Genomic DNA, 19,095 nt, shown 5'->3' with positions numbered 1-19,095 from the left:
CAAGCCCTGGGCCAAACGGGCACAACCCCCGTAAACATCCATCGTTGCTGGATAGGGGCTATGCACCCGTTAGGGGATTTTCCCCCAACGGGCCTCCTACCAGCGCAGAGCGTAACGATTTGGCGCCGGACGCCGACATCGCGCTTGAGTCGACCTGCCCTCACGACCAACCCCGCCCCCCGCAGGTGCGACTGCTCATCGAAGGAGATTCGCGTGGCATTAGGGCTCGGCGTAGTTGTAGGTTCACTCAACTCCGTCGCTGCGGTCGAACCACACGGTGCGGGGGCAACCGATGGCTCGGATCATTCGACGTTCACTCGCAGCAGCACGCTGCAACTGTCTGCAGGTGAGTCGCCGATACTCGGCGTCGACCGGCGCGCATCGGCAATGGGACGGCACCACACCGACGTGGTGGTCGACGACTTTCTCGGCCGAGTCGGTGATCCTGTCGGGATTCTCGCCGACGACGGCTCCCTCTACACGGGTGAAGATCTGACAGCTACCGCGATCGGCTGCCTCGTCACCGAAGCATCCGCCGGACTGACCGACGAGCCGACAACAGTCGCAACCTACCCCGCGACCTGGTCGCATTACTCGGTCAATGCCTTGCGTGAGGCGCTGGAGCGGGCAGGGTTCGGCGAAGTGACGCCCGTTCCCGAGGCGACCGCTGCCGTCGCATGGCTCGACGCCGCACGCGGACCGCTGGGCGACGGCGCCGTGCTCGTTTACGACCTGGGCGCCTCGACTCTCGATATCGCAGTCGTCCGCACCGGTGAATCGTCGGCCATTCTCGGCGTGCCGTTGCGCTCCGACGACGTGTCCGGCGCCGAGTTCGACCACCTCACGATGCAGTACGTGCTGGAGAACGTGGGCGCTTCGGCGACCATCGATCCCTTCGACCCCGCAACCGAGAACGCTCTCGTCGAGCTGCGCAGACGCTGCGCGACAGCGAAAGAGGCGTTGTCCGCCCACACCGAAACGACACTGCGCGTCGACCTCCCCGGGGTCAGCCGTGAGGTCCGGCTGGTGCGTGGCGAGCTAGAAGACCTTCTGTACGGACCGATCGCCACGTCGGTGGAACTCGTACGTGAGACCGTTCGCCTCGCCGGTCTCGATGTGACCGATGTCAGCCAGGTGCTGCTCGTCGGCGGCGGTGCGGCGATTCCACTCGTTGCCGAGGCGATCTCGTCGCAACTCGGCCTCCCGGTGGTTGCATCGGCCGCGCCCGACCGCACCAGCGCCATCGGCGCTGCAATGCTCGCCACCAGACTTTCGGCGGCCTCCCACGCATTGGCAGAGCCGGTCGCGGCAGCAGCGGCTGCACCCGTGTACGCGAAAGCTGCGACACCACCCCGACGCGCCGCCGCACCAACACGTGTTCCTGCGCCTCCCCCGGCGCAGGCATCCGAAGTCAAGGGCCGGACCCGCAAGGCGGCGATCGTCGTCGCCGTCGTCGCCGCGATCATGTTGCTCGCCGCCGGTGGGTTGTCACTGGGGACCGGGCTCGGTAGCGACCCGAAGCCCGCAACGCCCCCGAGTCAGCAAGTTGCGACACCGTCGCCTGCGGCGGTCACCCCGGCCGACCCGCAGTCGTCCGCCGCGGAGGCCACCCAACCGGGAACAGAGACACCCGGAACGCAAGCAGCCGCCAACCCGACGGCGCGCGTGAACCCGCAGACCACGGAAGCCAATACCCCGGCGCCGAACAACCCTGCACCGAACAATCCCGCGCCCCAGCCGAATGCTCCGCAGGAACCGACTGCGCAGCAGAACACCCCCGCGCCGAGCCCGGCACCCCAGCCTGCGCCTGCGCCCCAGCCCTCACCAGCGCCGCAATCGCCTGTCTACACCAACCCCAATTTGTTCCCCCAGAACTCGAACCCAGGACTTCCACTGCCGAAAGTACCCAACGCCCTGAACCCGACCGGCCTGCTCGACAACACGTTGCCGGGCGTCACCCGCGCCGGCGAGTGAACCCGTGCTGATCAGCGCTATATCGACAACTGCCGATTCTTCGGCGGGTATGCGGGAAATCCTTCGAGACGTCGAATCGGCGCGAAAGTCGCCGATTCGACTCCTGATTCGTGGCCAATCAGGTAGCGGCAAGTCGATCTTGCTCTCCGCTGTCCGGGAGAGTCTCCGCGGCAGTGGCGTGACCACGCGATCGGACATCGACACCGCAGAGGGCAGCGGCACGGCGGTCATCATCGATGACGCACACACGCTGAACGACATCGACCTCGCCCGCCTGATGGACCTCGTCGACCGGTCCGCGGCGTCGGTGATCATTGCGACCGAGCCTCGCCCCCACGATCTGCGGTTGCGGGAACTGGCCACGGCAGTCGCCCACCACGGCCGCGTGTTCGAATTGCGCTCGTTGGCTCCGGCCGATGTGGCGGCGGTCGGTCGGCAGTTGGGTGTGCCCCTGTCGTCGGAGCGCATTGCCAAGATCATCGATCTGACGTCGGGCGTTCACGGGGCGGTCCACGCCGCCATCGACGGACTTCGCACGATCGAGCGCACCGATCGCGACAACGCGATCACACGGTCGGTCTCCTTGTGGGTGAGTGCACTGCTCAAACGTCAAGACTCCGAACTTCTCTCCACTCTCTCGTTGACAGCGATCGGTGCGGGCCTCGAACTTGCGGAGGTTGCCGAGATCGTCGGCGTCGACGACGACGTGGCGCAGAATCTCATCGATCGCGCGCGAGCGTGCGGACTGGTGTCCGATCCAGATCTGTTGCTACCTGTTGCCGAAGAACCGTTGCGGACGATCATCGGCAGCCGCCGCTTCATCGACATTCAGCATCGCCTGCTGAACCTGCGGATGGAGTCCGGTGCGCTGCGGCAATATACCGCCATGCGGCTGGCCCGGGCAGGAGTGCGCGACGCACGTCTGGGCGAATTTCTTTGTGCTGCAGCAGCATCCGCAGAGCCAAGCGTGGCAGCCCAAATGTATTCCGCGGCGGTCGACGCCGGCGCCGATAGCGCCCGCGTAGCGCCCCGTCGCTGCGAGGCCGCAGCGCTGAGCGGTGATTCGCGGACCGCGATGACCATCGCCGAGGCGGTCCTCGCCCGACCCGAATCGTCGAACGCCGATCTCGCGTCCGCGGTTCGCGTGCTTGCCGGAATTTGGGCACACCGCGGCGTACTTCGCCGCGGCGCGGACCTTTACACCTGGCTTGGTCCGGAACGAATCGGCGTCGAAGCCGGAGCGGCGGCAGCAGTTCTCTTCGCACTGGGCGAGGCCAAGCAAGCGACCGCAATGCTGACCGCCCCGCAGACCGGGCCGCCCACTGATCTCGCTGCCGGCATCGCGTTGGTCGGCTCGGCGCTCGAGCAGTCGATCAGCGGGTCATCGGCAGCTGCGATCAATTCCTTGGCCCGCTCTCTGTCCATGCTCGACAGTCCGGCGTCCGCACGGGTGCTGCCGATCTCGCCCGGTGCCGTTGCTGTACTGCTGTGTCTGCACAGCGGTGACCTCGCCCGCGCGACCGCGATGTTGGATCGCGCGATCGCCGCGGACCGCGCAGGCAGCCGCAGCTGGCTGCAACACAAACTGCTGTCGGCGTGGATTTCGATGCTCGGCGGCGACGATGACGCTGCCGCGTCCGTCCTCGATGAGATCGATATCGCTCTACTCGGCAACCGCGACCTACTGCTCGCACACGCAATTCAGGTCGGCCTCGCGCGGCGCAGCGGCGACGTCGGCGCACTGACCACAGCGTGGCAGGCGTCGCACAGGGTTCTCGACGAGGTGTCGGTCGACCTGTTCACGCTGCTCCCGTTGGGTGAGCTCTGGCTTGCCGCGATCAGAGTCGACGACGAAGCGCGCATCGCGCACCTCATCTACGAGGCCGGTCAACTGCTCGCCCGGCTCGACGATCCGCCGGCATGGGCAAGCACGTTCCATTGGTACGGCGTGCAAGCCGCACTGCTGAGCGAAGACCCCGCTGCGCTGATTCCACACGCGACCGCATTGAAGGCAGCCGCGCAAAAACGCAGAGCCAGTGTGGCCAACGATCAATACGCCGCCGCTTTGGCAACGGCCGGCCGAACCTGGCTTCACGTGCTTCAGGGCGACTTCGCACCGGTCGAGGTCGAGCAGTGCGCCCGCACGCTCGCGACGCTCGGCTTGTCCTGGGATGGTGCCCGGCTCGCGAGCGAGGCTGCCCTGCGGGCATCGAACACGGCCTCCGCAACCGCTCTGCTTCAGGTCGCGCGGTCGTTGCGCCAGTCGCCGCGTCGAGTACCGCCCACGGTGCGGACCGAGGTCGGCGCGGCCGTTCGCACCCTTCCGACTTCGAGCGGCGGTCCGCTCTCCGATCGAGAAGGAGAGGTCGCTGACCTGCTTGTGTTAGGTCTCACCTATCGCGAAGTGGGGTCTCGCCTGTACATTTCGGCGAAGACAGTTGAGCATCACGTCGCTCGGATACGCCGTCGGCTAGGTGCAGGGTCTCGTTCGGAATTGCTTTCCATGCTCCGAGCGATGGGCCATGGAATGCCTGATCGTTCGCAAGTGGTGTAACGACGACGAGGGGACAACGGACACAAGTAGGCGGAACGCGACAAAGACGAGCGGCACAGGGCCGCGCGAATGCGACGGGTGTCGGGCCCATCGAATCGAGGTTTGGATATGGCGACAGGACTAGGTCTGCGGATCGGCACGTACGAAAGTGTCGCCGCAGTCGTGACGACCGGTCAGGAATCCGAGCCGGAATACATAGTCCGCAAAACCGTCCTGCACCTGACCGACGATGGCGACAGCTATCTGGGTGAAGCCCCGGCCGACGTCGAAACGCACTCCGTGTCCGAATTCCTTGCACGCGTCGGCAACCCCGAGGGCATCGTCGTCGATGAAGGTGCCGGCTATCGCGCGGAAGATCTCGTCGCGACCGCCATGTTCTGTCTGATCAACCTGGCTTCGCCGAACTTGACACCGCCGACCGAGATCTACGCGACATATCCCGAGCAATGGAACACCGAAGCGGTCGACGCACTTCGAGACGCACTCGACTACCTGGGTCTGCGCTCGCTGAACATCATCTCCGAAGCCGACGTGACCGTTCATGCCGGTGAAGAGCCCGCGCACGGCGCCGCACTGGTCGCGCTCGCTGCAGCAAGCGACGTCGCCGACACAGCAGACGCCACCGAAGAATTCTCCGCGGTCGCCACACCCATCTCAGGACCGATGGTGTTCGCACCCGCGTACTCCGCCCTGGCCGAACCGGTCGGCGCACCGCTGCCTTCGACGGAAGAGCCTGCCGTCGAGAGCGACGAAGAGGCCGTCGGTGCGACCGCCATCGCGGTCCCACTGCCCTGGTATCGCCGGACCCCCGTGCTCGCTGCTGCGGGCGTCGCCGCATTCCTGGCCTTGGGCATCGGTGCGGCTGCCTCGCTGTTGCAGAGCCCCGAGAAGACCGAGGTTCCCGCGATTCAGAACGCCGAATCGCCCGCACCGCCGCCGCCGGTATTGACGACTGATACACCCGTCAATCTGCCGACTGTCACGACAACGGTTCCGGTCGAAGAACCGAAGCCTGTCGTCGTTCCGGTGCAACCAGTAGCGGAGACAACGCCGCCGCCACCCCCGCCGCCGCCACCAGCAACGACGACGACGGAAACCACCACCGTGCCGACGACGCCGCCCGTCACGACGACTGTGCCGCCGACCTCGACTCCGACGACGGTTCCCACCACTGTCCCGCCCACCACGGTTCCGACAACGACCACGCCTGCGTTCGGATACTTGCCGGATTACCCGCCTTACTACGTCCCGCCGCAGAACCCCGCCATCCCGGCGCTGCCGTTCAACAACTACGGCGGCTACGTCAATCCGCCCGCCCACACGGGTGGAATTCAGCAGCCGTAGCCGACAGCGGCGTGGACTTGCGAGCGAACCTGCAGGTCGATCTCCCTCGTTGCTGCGCAGTGCTGGCAATCACAGTGTTGTGCCTTAAGGTGGGGCGCTGACACCGCGTCAGTCGGCGAAGGGAATTCATGCGTACGTTGGTGGCGCTTCGCGCTGCAGTGGTCGGGTCAACCGCCATGCTGCTCCTCGTTCCCTTCTCAGCGTCGAGTTCGCTGACGGGTGTCGCCGGCGCTGAACCGCCCGCTCCGCTCACCCAGCTCACTGCTGAGCAGCTCCCGAGCGACCTCGTCGATGCGGTGGCACGCGATCTTGGAATCAGTGCCGCCGAATATTTGTCGCGCGCAGCGAAGGCGCAGCAGCTCGGTTCCTACGCACGTGAATTTCGGGCAGTGCATCCCAATTCTTTCGCCGGCGCGTGGATGAGTCAGGACGGTAAAGGCGTCGTCGCGGTGACGTCGAACGAGGCCGCACAGATCGCCTCACAAGCCGGTTACGAAACGCAGATTTCCCCGATTTCGGCCGATGGCCTAGAACGATCTCTCGCCGAGCTCAACCGCTGGATCTCCGGGCTGCCGCGCGAAGCAGCAGGTCAGGTCAACTCGGTTGCCGTGGATCTCCTGAACAACCAGATCGTGCTCGACATCGTGAACACCCCGGCTGGGCACATGCTGAACCTGCCGACCTTGCTCGCCAACGTCAAGGTCATTCTCTCGCCAGGTGGAGGTGGACCGGTCGACCCGCGTGCCATGGGCGGCGATACCTACATCAGTTCCAAGCACGCCATCCGCGACACGCCACTTGCAGCAATCACCGTGTGCTCCTTCGGTTTCAACGCCGTCGACTCGGGTGGCCGGGCTATCAATATCAGTGCAGGCCACTGTGACCCGAACGTCGGAGCGAGCGGCAATGCCCCGGTCTACGTGCCGAATCTGCACGATATCGACAACAGCCCAGAGATCGGCACCTTCTCGCACTCCACTCTCGGCAACCCGGCAACCGGTCTCGACTACTCGCTCATCGCACTCAACGATCACGCGAAGCAGTCCGGTTTCGATCTGCCCAATGTCCGCGGGGCCAACGGCACGACAATCACAATTACGGGCACAGCTGTGCCCGTCGTCGGTGCACCGGTGTGCAAATCGGGTCAGTCGTCGACATTCACTTGCGGCGTCGTCGTCGCCGACCGTGTCGAGACTCAGCTGTTCACCGAGAACGGGAGCAGCCGCATCGTTCGCGGCTTCGCGACCACCGCATGCACACTCGCCGGCGACAGCGGCGGCGCGATCGTCAGCGGCACGCTTGCCATGGGCATCACCAGCGGATCGAACAGCAGCAGCGCACCCAGCTGCGTGCAGGCGAATCTGACGCTCGCCCAAGACGGCGGAACCGCGAGCCTCGGAATACCGATTCGCGACATCATCGCGGACGCCAACGCCACCGCTTCCGGTGGTCTCGGCGCAGGTCTCGAAGTGCGCACAAGCGTCAATCCGACCTAGGAGCTTGGCAATTCGCGGCGCTGCTGACTGGTGCCGGTATGGCGCAGGTCATATAGTCACCAGAGCAAATCACCTGGCCTGCCTGGTGACGATCTGACAAGAGAGGCTTCCATGCGAAGCTCGACCGCTCGCCGGGCCGCGGTGCTCGGGTCTACCGCGCTGCTGCTCTTCGGTCCGGCCACCGCAATCGCGGACGCCGATCCGGCACCCGGACTACCGGTCGAACTGACGCTAGCCATCGCGCGCGACCTGAAGCTGACCGCCGACCAATACCTGCAGCGGGCCGACCTCGCGCAGAAGCTCGCGGAGTTCGCGCACACCGCTCGGGCGCAATTCCCGAACAGCTTTGCCGGAGCATGGCTTGACGAAGCAGGTGCTCCCGTCGTCGCGCTTGCAGACTCCCCAGAATCGCCGACCGCGCGGTCGGCGGCCGAATCGGCCGGCTTTACGGTGAAGCCCGTAGCCAAGACCGAGACCGCGCTGCAAAACGAGATGAAGGCATTCGACGACTGGCTGCGAGGCCAGCCGGTCGACATCGCCGACACCGTCAAAGGCTTCGCCATCGATACGGTCAACAACGCGCTGGCGATCAGGCTCACATCGGTAGCAAACGGTCTGCAGCTGCCGGGGTTCATCGACCCCCAACGAGTCGTCGTCATGCCGGCAGCGGTCGGTGCAGAGCCCATTACGCCCGTCGTCGACGTCGCGGGCGAGCTGCCGCGCAATGCTCTCGGCGCAGGCGATGCGTACGCGGCTATCGGAGCACACTCGTCACTGCGCTGTTCGCTCGGTTTCAACGGCACCGACGCGGCCGGTCGGCCCGTCAACATCTCTGCCGGACACTGCGACCCGGACCTCGCCAATGCAGGCACCCCTGCCGCGTCAGCTGTCCACGAATTGCGCGCGCTGGACGTGTTGGGCCCGAAGGTCGGCACGTTCGAAGAGACCAGCCTCGACAACCACGACTACTCCGTCATCCGCATCTCCGACGACGCTCGCGCTCGGTTCGAGAACAACATCGTCCGCATCCCCAACGCGGCGCCGCTGTTCATCACAGGCACAGCAACACCGGTAGTGGGAGCGCCCGCGTGCAAGTCGGGCGCTCGGACCGGATTCAGCTGCGGTGTGGTGAACGCGGTCCAGCAGTCGGTCGAAGTCGGCACGCGGCATATGAACGACAGTTTCTCCATGAACATTTGCGCCCTTCCGGGCGACAGCGGTGGACCCGTCGTCACCGGAACGATGGCTCTCGGTGTGTCCAGCGCTTCCTCGGTTGCGGACTATCCGATCTGCGAGATCCCGAACCTTATCGGTCCGTTCATCGGTAACGAGCCGCAGCTGTTCGCCACTCCGATCAACGTGATCCTCGACGAGAACCCGACACTGAAGGTCCGTACCAAATAGCGCCCAGTGCGCTGGTTACGGGTGCGCACGCCGTCATCCCAGTAGCGTTCCGGCTTGTCTAAGGTCGTCAGCTACTTGTCCGGGGTTCGGGCGTGCGCGGACCCAGAATATGGGGTCGGCGTCGGGTGTTCAAGACACGGTAGTCGGGCGGATGTCATCAATGACGACGGTGGGATGGTCGCGAGACTTCCGGGGGGCCGTCGCGCGGCGCGTGTCGCGTCCTCAGCGCCGCCTGGCTGGCCCCGAGAAGCTCGCTGCTCGCAGTGTGGGAACAGATGCGGATCGCGTGGCGCGCGGTCGGGGCGAGTCGGTCAATACGAAGATCGATTTCATCACCTGAAATCGATTACGCGGCAGAGCGCTGCAGATCTGCCAGCAGAGCCACAAAACTCGTGACGCAGATTACGACCAAGCCCCGCACTCCTGATGGAGGCGGGGCTCGGTCGTGTTCTAGGGAGAGTTACCTCGGCTCAACGTAATTGAACCTCGTCGTGCCCGGGGGAGCGATGAGTGTGCTGACCAAGTCGATGCCGGCGGCGATGAGCGTCGGCCCTCCGGCCACAATCGTTCCTGCGATTCCGCCGACTGCAGCACCACTTGCGATCCCGGTTAAGACGGTCAGGAGAACGGCTGGGCCGCCCAAGATCCCGGCGGCGCCGAGAATTCCGCCTGCAACGGCACCAATGCCAGTACCGATCAGACCGCCGATCGCTGTAGCAATACCGAGCTGAGTAGCAAATTCGGCCCGTGCGCGGTTGTCTTCGATAACCGACGCCACCGGCTTCACCAGAGCAGGCCGCGCACTGAGGACGTCCGTAGACGGTGTCAGCTTCAGCGTCCGATTGTCGGCACTAACTTCGTGTGCGATCGGAAACTCGAGCGGCCCCGCGGTGTAAGCCAGCGGCATCGTCACGAGAACCTGACCTGCACCGTCCTTGATATCGAAAGTCTTGCCGTCCGCATTAATGCTGAACATTCCCGCATCAAGGGTCGTCACGACAGATTTGTCCACCAGTTTGGTTTCGTAGCTAACGTCCTTGACTGCCGGATCTGCATACGAAGTTCCTGCCCCCAAGCCCATTGCGGCAATTACGAACACCGCTGCCACGGTGATCTTGCGCGTGTTCATTCTAATTTCCCACTCCCTCATCAGTACCCGGCGAGCTCAGCCACGAACGCCGAAGTGAAAACTTCGCGTCCTACCCATTTGGTACACGAGTCCCGACAAGTGTGAGGCTGGCCACGCCGGACAGGTGAGGGTCAGCGTAGCCGAATCGTGACCCAGAAGCGAGCCTCTGTAACGTTTATGTCTCGGCCACGTTGCAAGCAGGGGCTTGCACGAGGCATGACTGGTCTCAGAGTACAAAAAAAGCCCCAAAACAAAGGTTATCGCCCGGTTAACTTTTCGATTCACCGGGCGATAACTTTGTTGCTACTAGCTAACTACTACTGCTTTCTACCCGGCGCCTTCGCTCCGGACTTGAACCCGAGGCCGCCTGGCTTGGCGGCTGGCGGTGCGACTGCCTCTGCCGGCGCCGCCGACTCTGGTGCAGGCGCTGCCTCAGCCGCTGGAGCCTCGGCAACGGTCGCTTCTTCGACCGCAGGTTCCTTGACAGGTGCTTCTTCGGCGGGTGCGTCTTGCGCCGGAGCCGCAGGAGCGCTCGTTCGTGCACCCGGCTTCTTGAAGCCCGACTTCACGGCAAGACCCTTCGGCTTCACCGTCGGCAGCGACGCCTCGGCGGGAGCCGCCGATTCTGCCGGAGCGGCCGCAGGTGCCTCCACCGAGGCCTCCGCAGGCGCCGGTGCAGCAGGTGCCTTTGCGCCGGGAGCCTTGGCCGCAGCCTTCATCTTCAGACCGCCACCTGGCGCCTTGGCTCCGCCGGCAAGTCCGAGACCCTTGGGCTTGACCTCAGGTGTCGCCGCTTCGGTCGCAGCCGGGGCAGGCGCCGCGGCAGCTTTCGCACCAGGTGCTTTCGCCCCTGGCTTCTTCGCGATGCCCTTCATCTGCAGACCCTTGGCCGGCGCGGCCTTCGCGGGTGCTGCGGTGGCCTGAGCCGCTGCCGCAGGCTCAGCGGCAGGCTCTGCGACCGCGGTCTTGGCCGCAGCCGGGGCGGGCGCCGCCTTGGGCTTTTCAGGTGCCTTGCGCGGAGCGAAGACCGGCAGTTCCGGCGCACCGCGTTTGACCGATTCGAGCAGCAGTTGCGACACGTCGGTCACGCCGACACCGACACCCGTGCCTTCGTCGGCACGCTGGGTGAGTCCGTCGTCGACCATCACCTTGCAGAACGGGCAACCGGTGACGACAGTGCCTGCTCCGGTGTCGATCGCTTCGTCGACCCGGTCGAGGTTGATGCGCTTGCCGATGTGCTCTTCCATCCACATCCGCGCGCCACCGGCACCACAGCAGAACGAGCGGTCGCCGTGCCGTGGCATCTCGGCCTGCGTCATTCCGGTGGCATCGATCAGCTCACGCGGCGGTGTGTAGACCTTGTTGTGCCGACCCAAGTAGCACGGGTCGTGGTAGGTAACCGTCGCCGTGGGGTCGGCGGGCTTGACCGGTACGAGCTTGCGATCGCGGACCAGCTTGTTCAGCAGCTGCGTGTGGTGCACGACGTCGTAGTGACCGTCCAGCTGCGGGTATTCGCGACCGAGGGTGTTCATGCAGTGCGGGCACGTCGTGACGATCTTGCGTCGAACCTGCTCGCGCCCCTCGAACACTCCGTTGAGTGTCTCGATGGTCTGCGCGGCCAATTGCTGAAACAGGAATTCGTTACCGGCGCGGCGAGCCGAGTCGCCGGTGCAGGTCTCGTCCAAGCCGAGGACCACGTAGTTCACGTCGGCGCGGTACAGCAGCTCCGCCGTGGCCTGAACGGTCTTCTTCGCCTTGTCGTCGAATGCGCCTGCGCACCCGATCCAGTACAGGTATTCGACGTCTTCGCCCAGAACACCGTCGTAGACCGGGACGTCGAAGCCGAGGTCCTTCGCCCAATCCAGGCGGCCGGAGTTGTTCTGGCCCCAGGGGTTGCCCTTGTTTTCCAGGTTGCGGAAGACGGTGCCGAGTTCGCCGGGGAACTCCGACTCCATCATCACCTGGTAGCGACGCATGTCGATGATGTGGTCGATGTGCTCGATATCGACCGGGCACTGTTCGACGCACGCACCACACGACGTGCACGACCACAGCACATCAGGATCGATGACGCCACCCTGCTCGAGGGTGCCGACCAAGGGCCGGACTGCCTGCTCGGGACCGTGACCCATGATCCGCTCGAAGCCGGACTCCGGAACGTGATGCGGATCGTCGTCGTGTGCGTCGACCTTGATCTCTACCGAGCCCTCTTCGGGTCGCGGCTTGCCCTCGATCATGTACGGCGCCTTCGCGAACATGTGGTCGCGAAGGTTCATGATCACCAGCTTGGGCGACAACGGCTTGCCGGTATTCCATGCCGGGCACTGCGACTGACAACGCCCACACTCGGTGCAGGTCGCGAAGTCGAGCATGCCTTTCCACGTGAAGTCCTCGATCTTGCCGCGACCCATGATGTCGTCTTCGCCTGGATCTTCGAAGTCGATGGGCTTGCCGTCGGACTCGACAGGCAGCAAGGGGCCGAGCGCGTTCGGAAGTCGCTTGGCGCCGACGTTGACCGGCGCGAGGAAGATGTGCAGGTGCTTGGAGTGCAGCACGATGATGAGGAAGACGAGCATGACGCCGATGTGCAGGAGCAACCCGACGCGGTCGAGCACGTTGTTGGTGTCCTGGCCGAGCGGACTCAGCAGCCGTCCGATGCCGTAGGACAGGAAAGCCTCTTTACCGTACGGCGAATGACCTGCGGCCGACGCTGCGCCACGGAACAGGAACATCGTCCAGACGACGTTGAAGATCATGATCAGGATCAGCCAGGCGCCGCCGAGGTGGCTGCCGTAGAAGCGTGAGCCACGCTTCTTGTGCTCCGGAGCATTCCGAACTCGGATGATTGCGAAGACGCCGAGCGACAGCGCACACGCCACGGCGATGAAGTCCTGGAGGAAGCCCAAGGCAGGCAACACATGCAGGCGGCCGAGCAACGGGATCTGGAAGTGCTCGTTGAAGAGCGCGCCATAGGCCTCGAAGTAGACCGACGACATGATGAGGAAGGCCCACATCGTGAAGAAGTGCGCGATGCCGGGAACGGTCCACTTCAACAGCTTCTTCTGGCCGGCAACTTCGGTGAGCTGCGTAGCCAGGCGCGGACCGACCGGCTCGACGCGACCGCCGGCCTTCTTGCCCGACGATATGAGTTCGAAGAGCCACCGCACGCGCTTCGCGGCCAGAGCGAGGACCACAGCGGTCCCCAGCAGGCCAACGATCAGAGTCAGCAGCATTGCAACCTCCACCTCATACGACACATCTGTTCGGTCCATAACGTAGTACGTAAGCCAGCGTTGCGAACAATCGAGTGACCTGCGCCACGCCCACTATGTTACTCGCCAGTAACACCCCAACTTCCAGACCAGGTCTTGCCGGGCTCGAGGACGACCACATCCAGCCCAGAATTGAAGGCGTCGGGCGGGCACGTCATGGGCTCGACGGCCAGCGCAAGGTCGCGGTTCAGGTACGGCTTGCCGCGCTCTGGATAGGCAGTGAATACCTGCACCCACCCGAATGCGGCGTCGGACCACAACGCGGTTGCAGATCCATCGGGAGCACGCAGAACATGCCGGGCAATGCCGGACGCATCAGGCACGAGGCCGGTGAACGGCGTATCGAGCCACACCCCTGCCAGCGAGCGCGGCGTGGTGAAGTCGTTCTCGGTGCCGGCCACGGGCTGCGGTGGACCGTCCGGCAGATTACGCGTCGGGTCCAAGGGCAAATACGACGTAGCCGCAATCTCCAGCGTGCAGTCGGCGTTAGGTACGTCGCCGACTCGAATGAATGGATGGACGCCGAGTCCGAACGGTGCGGCCTCGGATCCTTCGTTCGTTGCCGTATGCGTCACCGTCAGGCCGTTGTCACCAAGTTCGTGCGTGACGGTCAGCCGGAGCGCATAGGGCCAACCCGGATGCTGACCAACCTCGATCGATTGCTCCACCCGCGCTTCCGAGTGCTCGACGAGGTCCCAATTGCGCCGGCGAACCAGACCGTGAATCGCGTTGTTCGCCGCCGGCTCGGTGATGTCGAGTTGGTGGGAGGTGCCGCCGAACTCGAACTTTCCGTCCCTGATGCGGTTCGGCCACGGCGCCAGCGTCATTCCGGAGCCGAGCGGCGGCTTCGATGCCGGGTCGTACGTTTCGGTGAGTTGGAGCCACTGGCCGTCGACGATCCGTTCCAGCACGTGTAGGCCGGCACCCAGCGAAATTGCACGAGCTCGGTAGTCACCGAAGGAAATCGGATACGTCTTCGTCTCGACAACCGTCTCGGTCATGGAACAAGACTAGGCCGTGTCTCTCATTCTTCGAGACTCGTCCAAGATATTGAATGGTCGCTCCGCAAGCTCCGCGTCTAGGCAGTTCGCGGCCGCCACAACTCCAATTTGGGCACACCGGGCGTCGCGAAGCCCAGTACCTGGCCGTAGAACGACAATTCGGCTTCGCGAGAGCTGATCTGATTGCCGACCCTGCGCAGACCGTGCGCCTCGCCTGGATAGGCGAGGTAGGCATGCGGAATACCCTTGCGCACCATGGCTTCTCGAAAACACTCCGCCTGCGACGGTGGCACGATGGGGTCGGACAAGCCCTGCAGCAGGAGTACCGGGCACTCCAGCCGATCGACGTTGTTGACCGGCGCACGCGTGCGGTACAGATCGAGCGCCTCGGGCAGCGGACCGACCAGCCCATCGAGATACCGCGATTCGAAATCGTGCGTCTCGCTGACGAACGCTTCCAGCTCGGCGACTCCGTAATAAGATGCCCCGCAAGCGAATACGTCCGAGCTGGTGAGCGCCGACAACACGGTCCAACCGCCTGCCGACCCGCCTTCGATTGCGAGCCGTTTCGGATCAGCGAGCCCCGCGCACACCAACCCACGGACCGCGGCGATGGTGTCTTCGACATCGACGACGCCCCACTCACCACGAAGCCGGTTGCGGTACTCCCGGCCGTATCCGGTCGAGCCGCCGTAGTTGACGTCGATGATTCCGATGCCCCTGCTGGTGAAATAGGCGTAGACCAAGTTCACGCCCGGCGACACGTGCGCCGTCGGACCACCATGGACGAACGCTACGAACGGAGGAAGTTCGTCGGCTGGTCCGTCGAAATCCGGGTTCGTCGGCGGATACACGACGGCATGAACCTCACGCGACGGACCGTGAAACGTGACCGTCTGCGCCGCAGGAAGATACGCGACGTCCGGGGACGAATCGGCAGACAATCGGACATCGTCGAGTTCGCCTGTCTCCAGGTCGAGAATGCGAAGTCCCGACGGGATTTGCGCACCGCCGCACCGCAACAACACCTGGCTTGCGCGCACGTCGGCGAGTTCGATCGTAGCGATGTCACCGATCTCGACCTTGTCGGCAGAGCCCGACTGTGGATCGACCAACAAAAGCGAATCGGCACCGAAGGTGGCTACCACCAACAGTTTTCCGTCAGGCAGCGGCCGATACCACTGCGTGCCGAGGCGCCACAGCGGTCCGCCGATGTCGGCATCTGTCGCATAGATACGGGTTGCGGACGAGCCATCGCGTTGCGCGCTGAACAGATTCCAGAATCCGTGGCGATCGTTGAGGAAGTAGAGCGTGTCGTCGCTTGCCCACTCTGGTTGCAGCACCGATTCCTCGGCGCCGCCGGCAATAGTCGTCGGTTCACTGCACGTGCCGTCAGGACCGATCGACGCAACGCGCAATTCCGTGCCATCCCACGGCATTTGCGGATGGTTCCATGCAATCCATGCGAGTGCGTCACCCGAAGGTGACACCCGCGGATACGCCAAGAAGTTGGACCCACCGACAACCACGCGGACCTGCGACGCATCGAACGCCGCCGAACCGTCGAGAGGAACTACGCAGATCTCACGCGTGATCGTCTCGCCGTGTGTTTCGCGGACGCACCAGACATCGGTCCCGCGAACGGCAAGCTCGGCATAGCGGATTGCGCCCGGAACCGCCGGTCGCGGCGTCAACGGTCGTGGTGATCGACGATGTGACTGCGTTTCCAGCACATATATCCGTTGGTCGCTGAACTCGGTGAAAACGACTGTTCCGGTCTGCGTGACGGTCCAGGCGCCGCCGCCGTATTCGTGGACCCTGTTACGCGCATTCCACGGGGCGGGCAGGACGTCGTTCGGGTAGTCCACATCCCCGGACCTGATCGCCGATCGGCCACCTTCGAGGGTGCGTATCTCCGCCCACCACACTTGCTCGCCGACGAACATCCCACCCTCGACCGGATGACCACTCGCAGCGACGTCAGCAGCGGTGATAGGCGAACGCCAAGAGCCATACGGCGCGGTTCGGGACACCTCCCAAGCCTATTCGCAGGTAAAGATGTGGACATCGGGTGGCACCATGTATCAGGTGAGCACTGGAAATCCGCCGAAGCGGCATCACCCGCACGCCCATCCGCCTCGCGTTCTCGAGCAGTCCACCAAGCTGCAGAACGTTGTGTACGAGATCCGTGGCCCGGTCCATGCCCATGCCGCACGGTTGGAGGCCGAGGGTCACCGCATCCTCAAGCTGAACATCGGCAACCCGGCTCCATTCGGATTCGAAGCGCCCGACGTCATCATGCGGGACATCATCGCGGCGCTCCCGTACGCGCAGGGCTACTCCGAATCCAAGGGCATCCTGTCCGCTCGTCGCGCCATCGTGACGCGCTACGAACTCGTACCCGGCTTCCCCGAACTCGATGTCGACTCCGTCTACCTCGGTAACGGCGTGTCCGAGCTGATCACTATCACGATGCAAGCGCTGCTCGACAACGGCGACGAAGTGCTGATCCCTGCGCCGGACTACCCGTTATGGACTGCGATGACTGCCCTCGCGGGCGGCACTCCGGTCCATTACATGTGCGACGAATCGACCGGTTGGCAGCCTGATATCGCGGACATCGAAGCAAAGATCACCCCGAAGACCAAGGCGCTCTTGGTGATCAATCCGAACAACCCCACGGGTGCGGTGTACTCGGCCGAAGTGCTGACCCAGATTGTCGATATCGCGCGCAGGCACCAACTGCTGCTGTTGGCCGACGAGATCTACGACAAGATCCTCTACGACGACGCCAAGCACATCAGCCTCGCTTCGCTCGCCCCGGATCTGCTCTGCCTCACCTACAACGGGCTGTCGAAGGCTTACCGCGTCGCGGGTTACCGAGCGGGCTGGCTGGCGATCACCGGGCCGAAAGAACACGCGGCAGGATTCCTCGAGGGTATCGATCTGCTCGCGTCGTCCCGGCTGTGCCCGAACGTTCCCGCTCAGCACGCGATTCAGGTCGCACTGGGCGGTCACCAGAGCATCGAGGACCTCATCCTTCCCGGCGGTCGCCTACTCGAGCAGCGCGACGTCGCGTGGGAGCGACTGAACCAGATCCCCGGGGTGTCGTGCGTCAAACCGCGCGGAGCGCTCTACGCATTCCCTCGGCTGGACCCCGAAGTGCACGAGATCTACGACGACGAAAAGCTCGTGCAAGATCTGCTGTTGCAGGAGAAGATCCTGGTGGTCCAGGGCACCGGCTTCAACTGGCCGCACCATGATCATTTGCGGATTGTCACGTTGCCGTGGGCCCGCGACCTCGCTGTCGCAATCGAGCGATTCGGCAACTTCCTCGCGAGCTATTCGCAATAAACCGCCGACCCAACAGACGCAACCAGGTGCCGAATCCTGTACATTGGTCCTCGGCACCTTGGGTGCCGGTTCCGGCCGCCCACCCCCCCTGGGCCGCCCGAGCCGGGTGGCGGGGACATCCCCCCCTGCTCTCCGCCACCCCCTAAACTTCCTCATCACTCGCCCGATTTCATTGGGCCGCGTCAGCTGAGTGCCAAGAGATAAATCACTACGCTGAGCCCGTGCCTCGCGAACCTCGTAAAGCTCTGGACCGAATCACGTCGCAGGGCCACGGTCACGGCCATAGCCATGACGGACCAGTTCCGCTCGGTCGCATGGCGCGAAACATCGTCGTGGCCTTGTTGACTGGCGCCGGACTCCTTGTCCTCATCGGCGCGGTGGTGCTGTGGCCCGACCGCCACGATGTCGCGATTCCGCTCCCCCTGCAAAGCCCGACCGGTGGGGCGATCCAGACCGAAGCAGGCACGGTGATCGAGCAAGCCATCAGTTCGTGCAGCAGTCCGTCGCTGGGCGCCGTATTCACCGGCAGTCCGGAGAAGGCTCCAGAAACGCCGTTCAAATGTCAGAGCAGCGTCGTCAGGATCGACTCCGGTCCCAACGAAGGCGCCAAGACCCTCCTTGAAAGCCAGCAAGATCCCGGCAACACCAAGGAGTTCGTCCTCGGTCCAGGTCAACCGGACCTACGCGTCGGCGAGCACGTCCGCCTGGTCCGCGCGGTCGGGCAGGACGGCAAAACCATGTACGGCTTCAGCGACTATTCGCGCGGCTTTCCGCTGACGGTTGTCGCGCTCGTCTTTCTGGCTGTCATCGCCGCGGTAGCCCGGTGGCGAGGCGTGCGAGCTGTTCTCGGCCTGATCTTCGCGTTCGTGGTGCTGGTCGTCTTTCTCATGCCTGCGCTCCTGGACGGCAAGCCGGCCATTCCGGTCGCGTTGGTCGCCGGCGCCGCGATCCTGTTCGTCGTGTTGTATCTGGCGCACGGGTGGAACTTGCGGACCAGTTCGGCGCTGCTCGGCACGCTGGCATCGATGGTCGTGGCTGCTGTGCTGTCCTACATTGCGATCCGGATGACGCATGTGACCGGTCTGTCCGAAGACCAGAACACCAACGTGCAGGTGTATCTCGGTCATGTCAGCGTCACCGGCTTGCTCCTGGCAGGCTTCATCATCGGCTCGCTGGGCGTCTTGAACGACGTGACGATCACCCAGGCATCGACGGCATTCGAATTGGCCGCCCTCGACGACGGCGCCACTCGACGCGAGATCTTCACCGCCGCAATGCGAGTCGGTCGAGACCACATCGCCAGCACCGTCTACACCCTGGTGTTCGCCTACGCCGGTGGTGCGCTACCGCTGTTGTTGCTCTTCAGTGTGTCCGGGCGTTCGATCCGTGAGGTCCTGACCAGCGACGGCGTCGCCATCGAGATTGCGCGATCGTCGGTCGGTGGTGTGGCTCTTGCGTTGTCGGTCCCGCTGACGACGGCTATCGCCGTGATTCTCGCTCGACCGCTCGGCGGCACCGAGCCCGCCGCAAAGGTCAGCAGCTCTGGGCGGCACTCGCGCTGAGCTGG

Annotated in this window: 11 protein-coding genes; 7 read left to right on the top strand and 4 right to left on the bottom strand. The window is 64.3% G+C overall.

The window, feature by feature from the left end:
- Positions 1–213 precede the first annotated feature (213 nt).
- The 5 genes from FGL95_RS32805 to FGL95_RS29410 all read left to right on the top strand — a co-directional run bounded on the left by FGL95_RS32805 (position 214) and on the right by FGL95_RS29410 (position 8,772).
- Positions 214–1,974 carry an Hsp70 family protein gene (locus FGL95_RS32805; protein ID WP_169594080.1) on the top strand — a complete coding sequence of 587 codons (1,761 nt, stop codon included), beginning with the start codon at positions 214–216 and terminating at the stop codon, positions 1,972–1,974.
- A 178-nt stretch (positions 1,975–2,152) separates the two neighbouring features.
- On the top strand, positions 2,153–4,528 hold the full coding sequence (locus FGL95_RS29425; protein WP_338080084.1) for a LuxR C-terminal-related transcriptional regulator: 2,376 nt from the start codon (positions 2,153–2,155) through the stop codon (positions 4,526–4,528).
- 108 nt (positions 4,529–4,636) lie between these two features.
- Positions 4,637–5,872, top strand: coding sequence for a hypothetical protein (locus FGL95_RS29420; protein WP_169594078.1), 1,236 nt, complete (start codon positions 4,637–4,639; stop codon positions 5,870–5,872).
- Between the two features lie 128 nt (positions 5,873–6,000).
- Positions 6,001–7,368, top strand: coding sequence for a S1 family peptidase (locus FGL95_RS29415; protein WP_169594076.1), 1,368 nt, complete (start codon positions 6,001–6,003; stop codon positions 7,366–7,368).
- A 111-nt stretch (positions 7,369–7,479) separates the two neighbouring features.
- Entirely contained in the window at positions 7,480–8,772 is a 1,293-nt protein-coding gene (locus tag FGL95_RS29410) for a S1 family peptidase (protein WP_169594074.1), read from the top strand.
- A 460-nt stretch (positions 8,773–9,232) separates the two neighbouring features.
- On the opposite strand, the gene FGL95_RS29405 is transcribed toward FGL95_RS29410, so the two are convergent.
- The 4 genes from FGL95_RS29405 to FGL95_RS29390 all read right to left on the bottom strand — a co-directional run bounded on the left by FGL95_RS29405 (position 9,233) and on the right by FGL95_RS29390 (position 16,207).
- Positions 9,233–9,901, bottom strand: coding sequence for a DUF8020 domain-containing protein (locus FGL95_RS29405; RefSeq protein ID WP_169594072.1), 669 nt, complete (start codon positions 9,899–9,901; stop codon positions 9,233–9,235).
- 317 nt (positions 9,902–10,218) lie between these two features.
- A complete protein-coding gene (locus tag FGL95_RS29400) occupies positions 10,219–13,134 on the bottom strand; it encodes a (Fe-S)-binding protein (protein WP_169594157.1) in 2,916 nt (971 codons plus the stop codon).
- 98 nt (positions 13,135–13,232) lie between these two features.
- On the bottom strand, positions 13,233–14,174 hold the full coding sequence (locus FGL95_RS29395) for an aldose 1-epimerase family protein (protein WP_169594070.1): 942 nt from the start codon (positions 14,172–14,174) through the stop codon (positions 13,233–13,235).
- Positions 14,175–14,251: 77 nt separating this feature from the next.
- The gene (locus FGL95_RS29390) at positions 14,252–16,207 is read right to left on the bottom strand and encodes a S9 family peptidase (protein ID WP_338080083.1); all 1,956 of its coding nucleotides are present in this window, start codon (positions 16,205–16,207) and stop codon (positions 14,252–14,254) included.
- 46 nt (positions 16,208–16,253) lie between these two features.
- Here FGL95_RS29390 and FGL95_RS29385 point away from each other — a divergent pair, with 46 nt between their 5' ends.
- Together FGL95_RS29385 and FGL95_RS29380 are read left to right on the top strand one after the other, a co-directional pair.
- The gene (locus FGL95_RS29385; RefSeq protein WP_240963389.1) at positions 16,254–17,528 is read left to right on the top strand and encodes a pyridoxal phosphate-dependent aminotransferase; all 1,275 of its coding nucleotides are present in this window, start codon (positions 16,254–16,256) and stop codon (positions 17,526–17,528) included.
- Positions 17,529–17,842: 314 nt separating this feature from the next.
- Positions 17,843–19,090, top strand: coding sequence for a YibE/F family protein (locus tag FGL95_RS29380; protein ID WP_206072443.1), 1,248 nt, complete (start codon positions 17,843–17,845; stop codon positions 19,088–19,090).
- Positions 19,091–19,095 lie beyond the last annotated feature (5 nt).

Source organism: Antrihabitans stalactiti (assembly GCF_012932915.1).
GTDB lineage: Bacteria > Actinomycetota > Actinomycetes > Mycobacteriales > Mycobacteriaceae > Antrihabitans > Antrihabitans stalactiti.
Note: the sequence above shows the minus strand (reverse complement) of the source record. Positions and strands in the feature narration are given on the sequence as shown.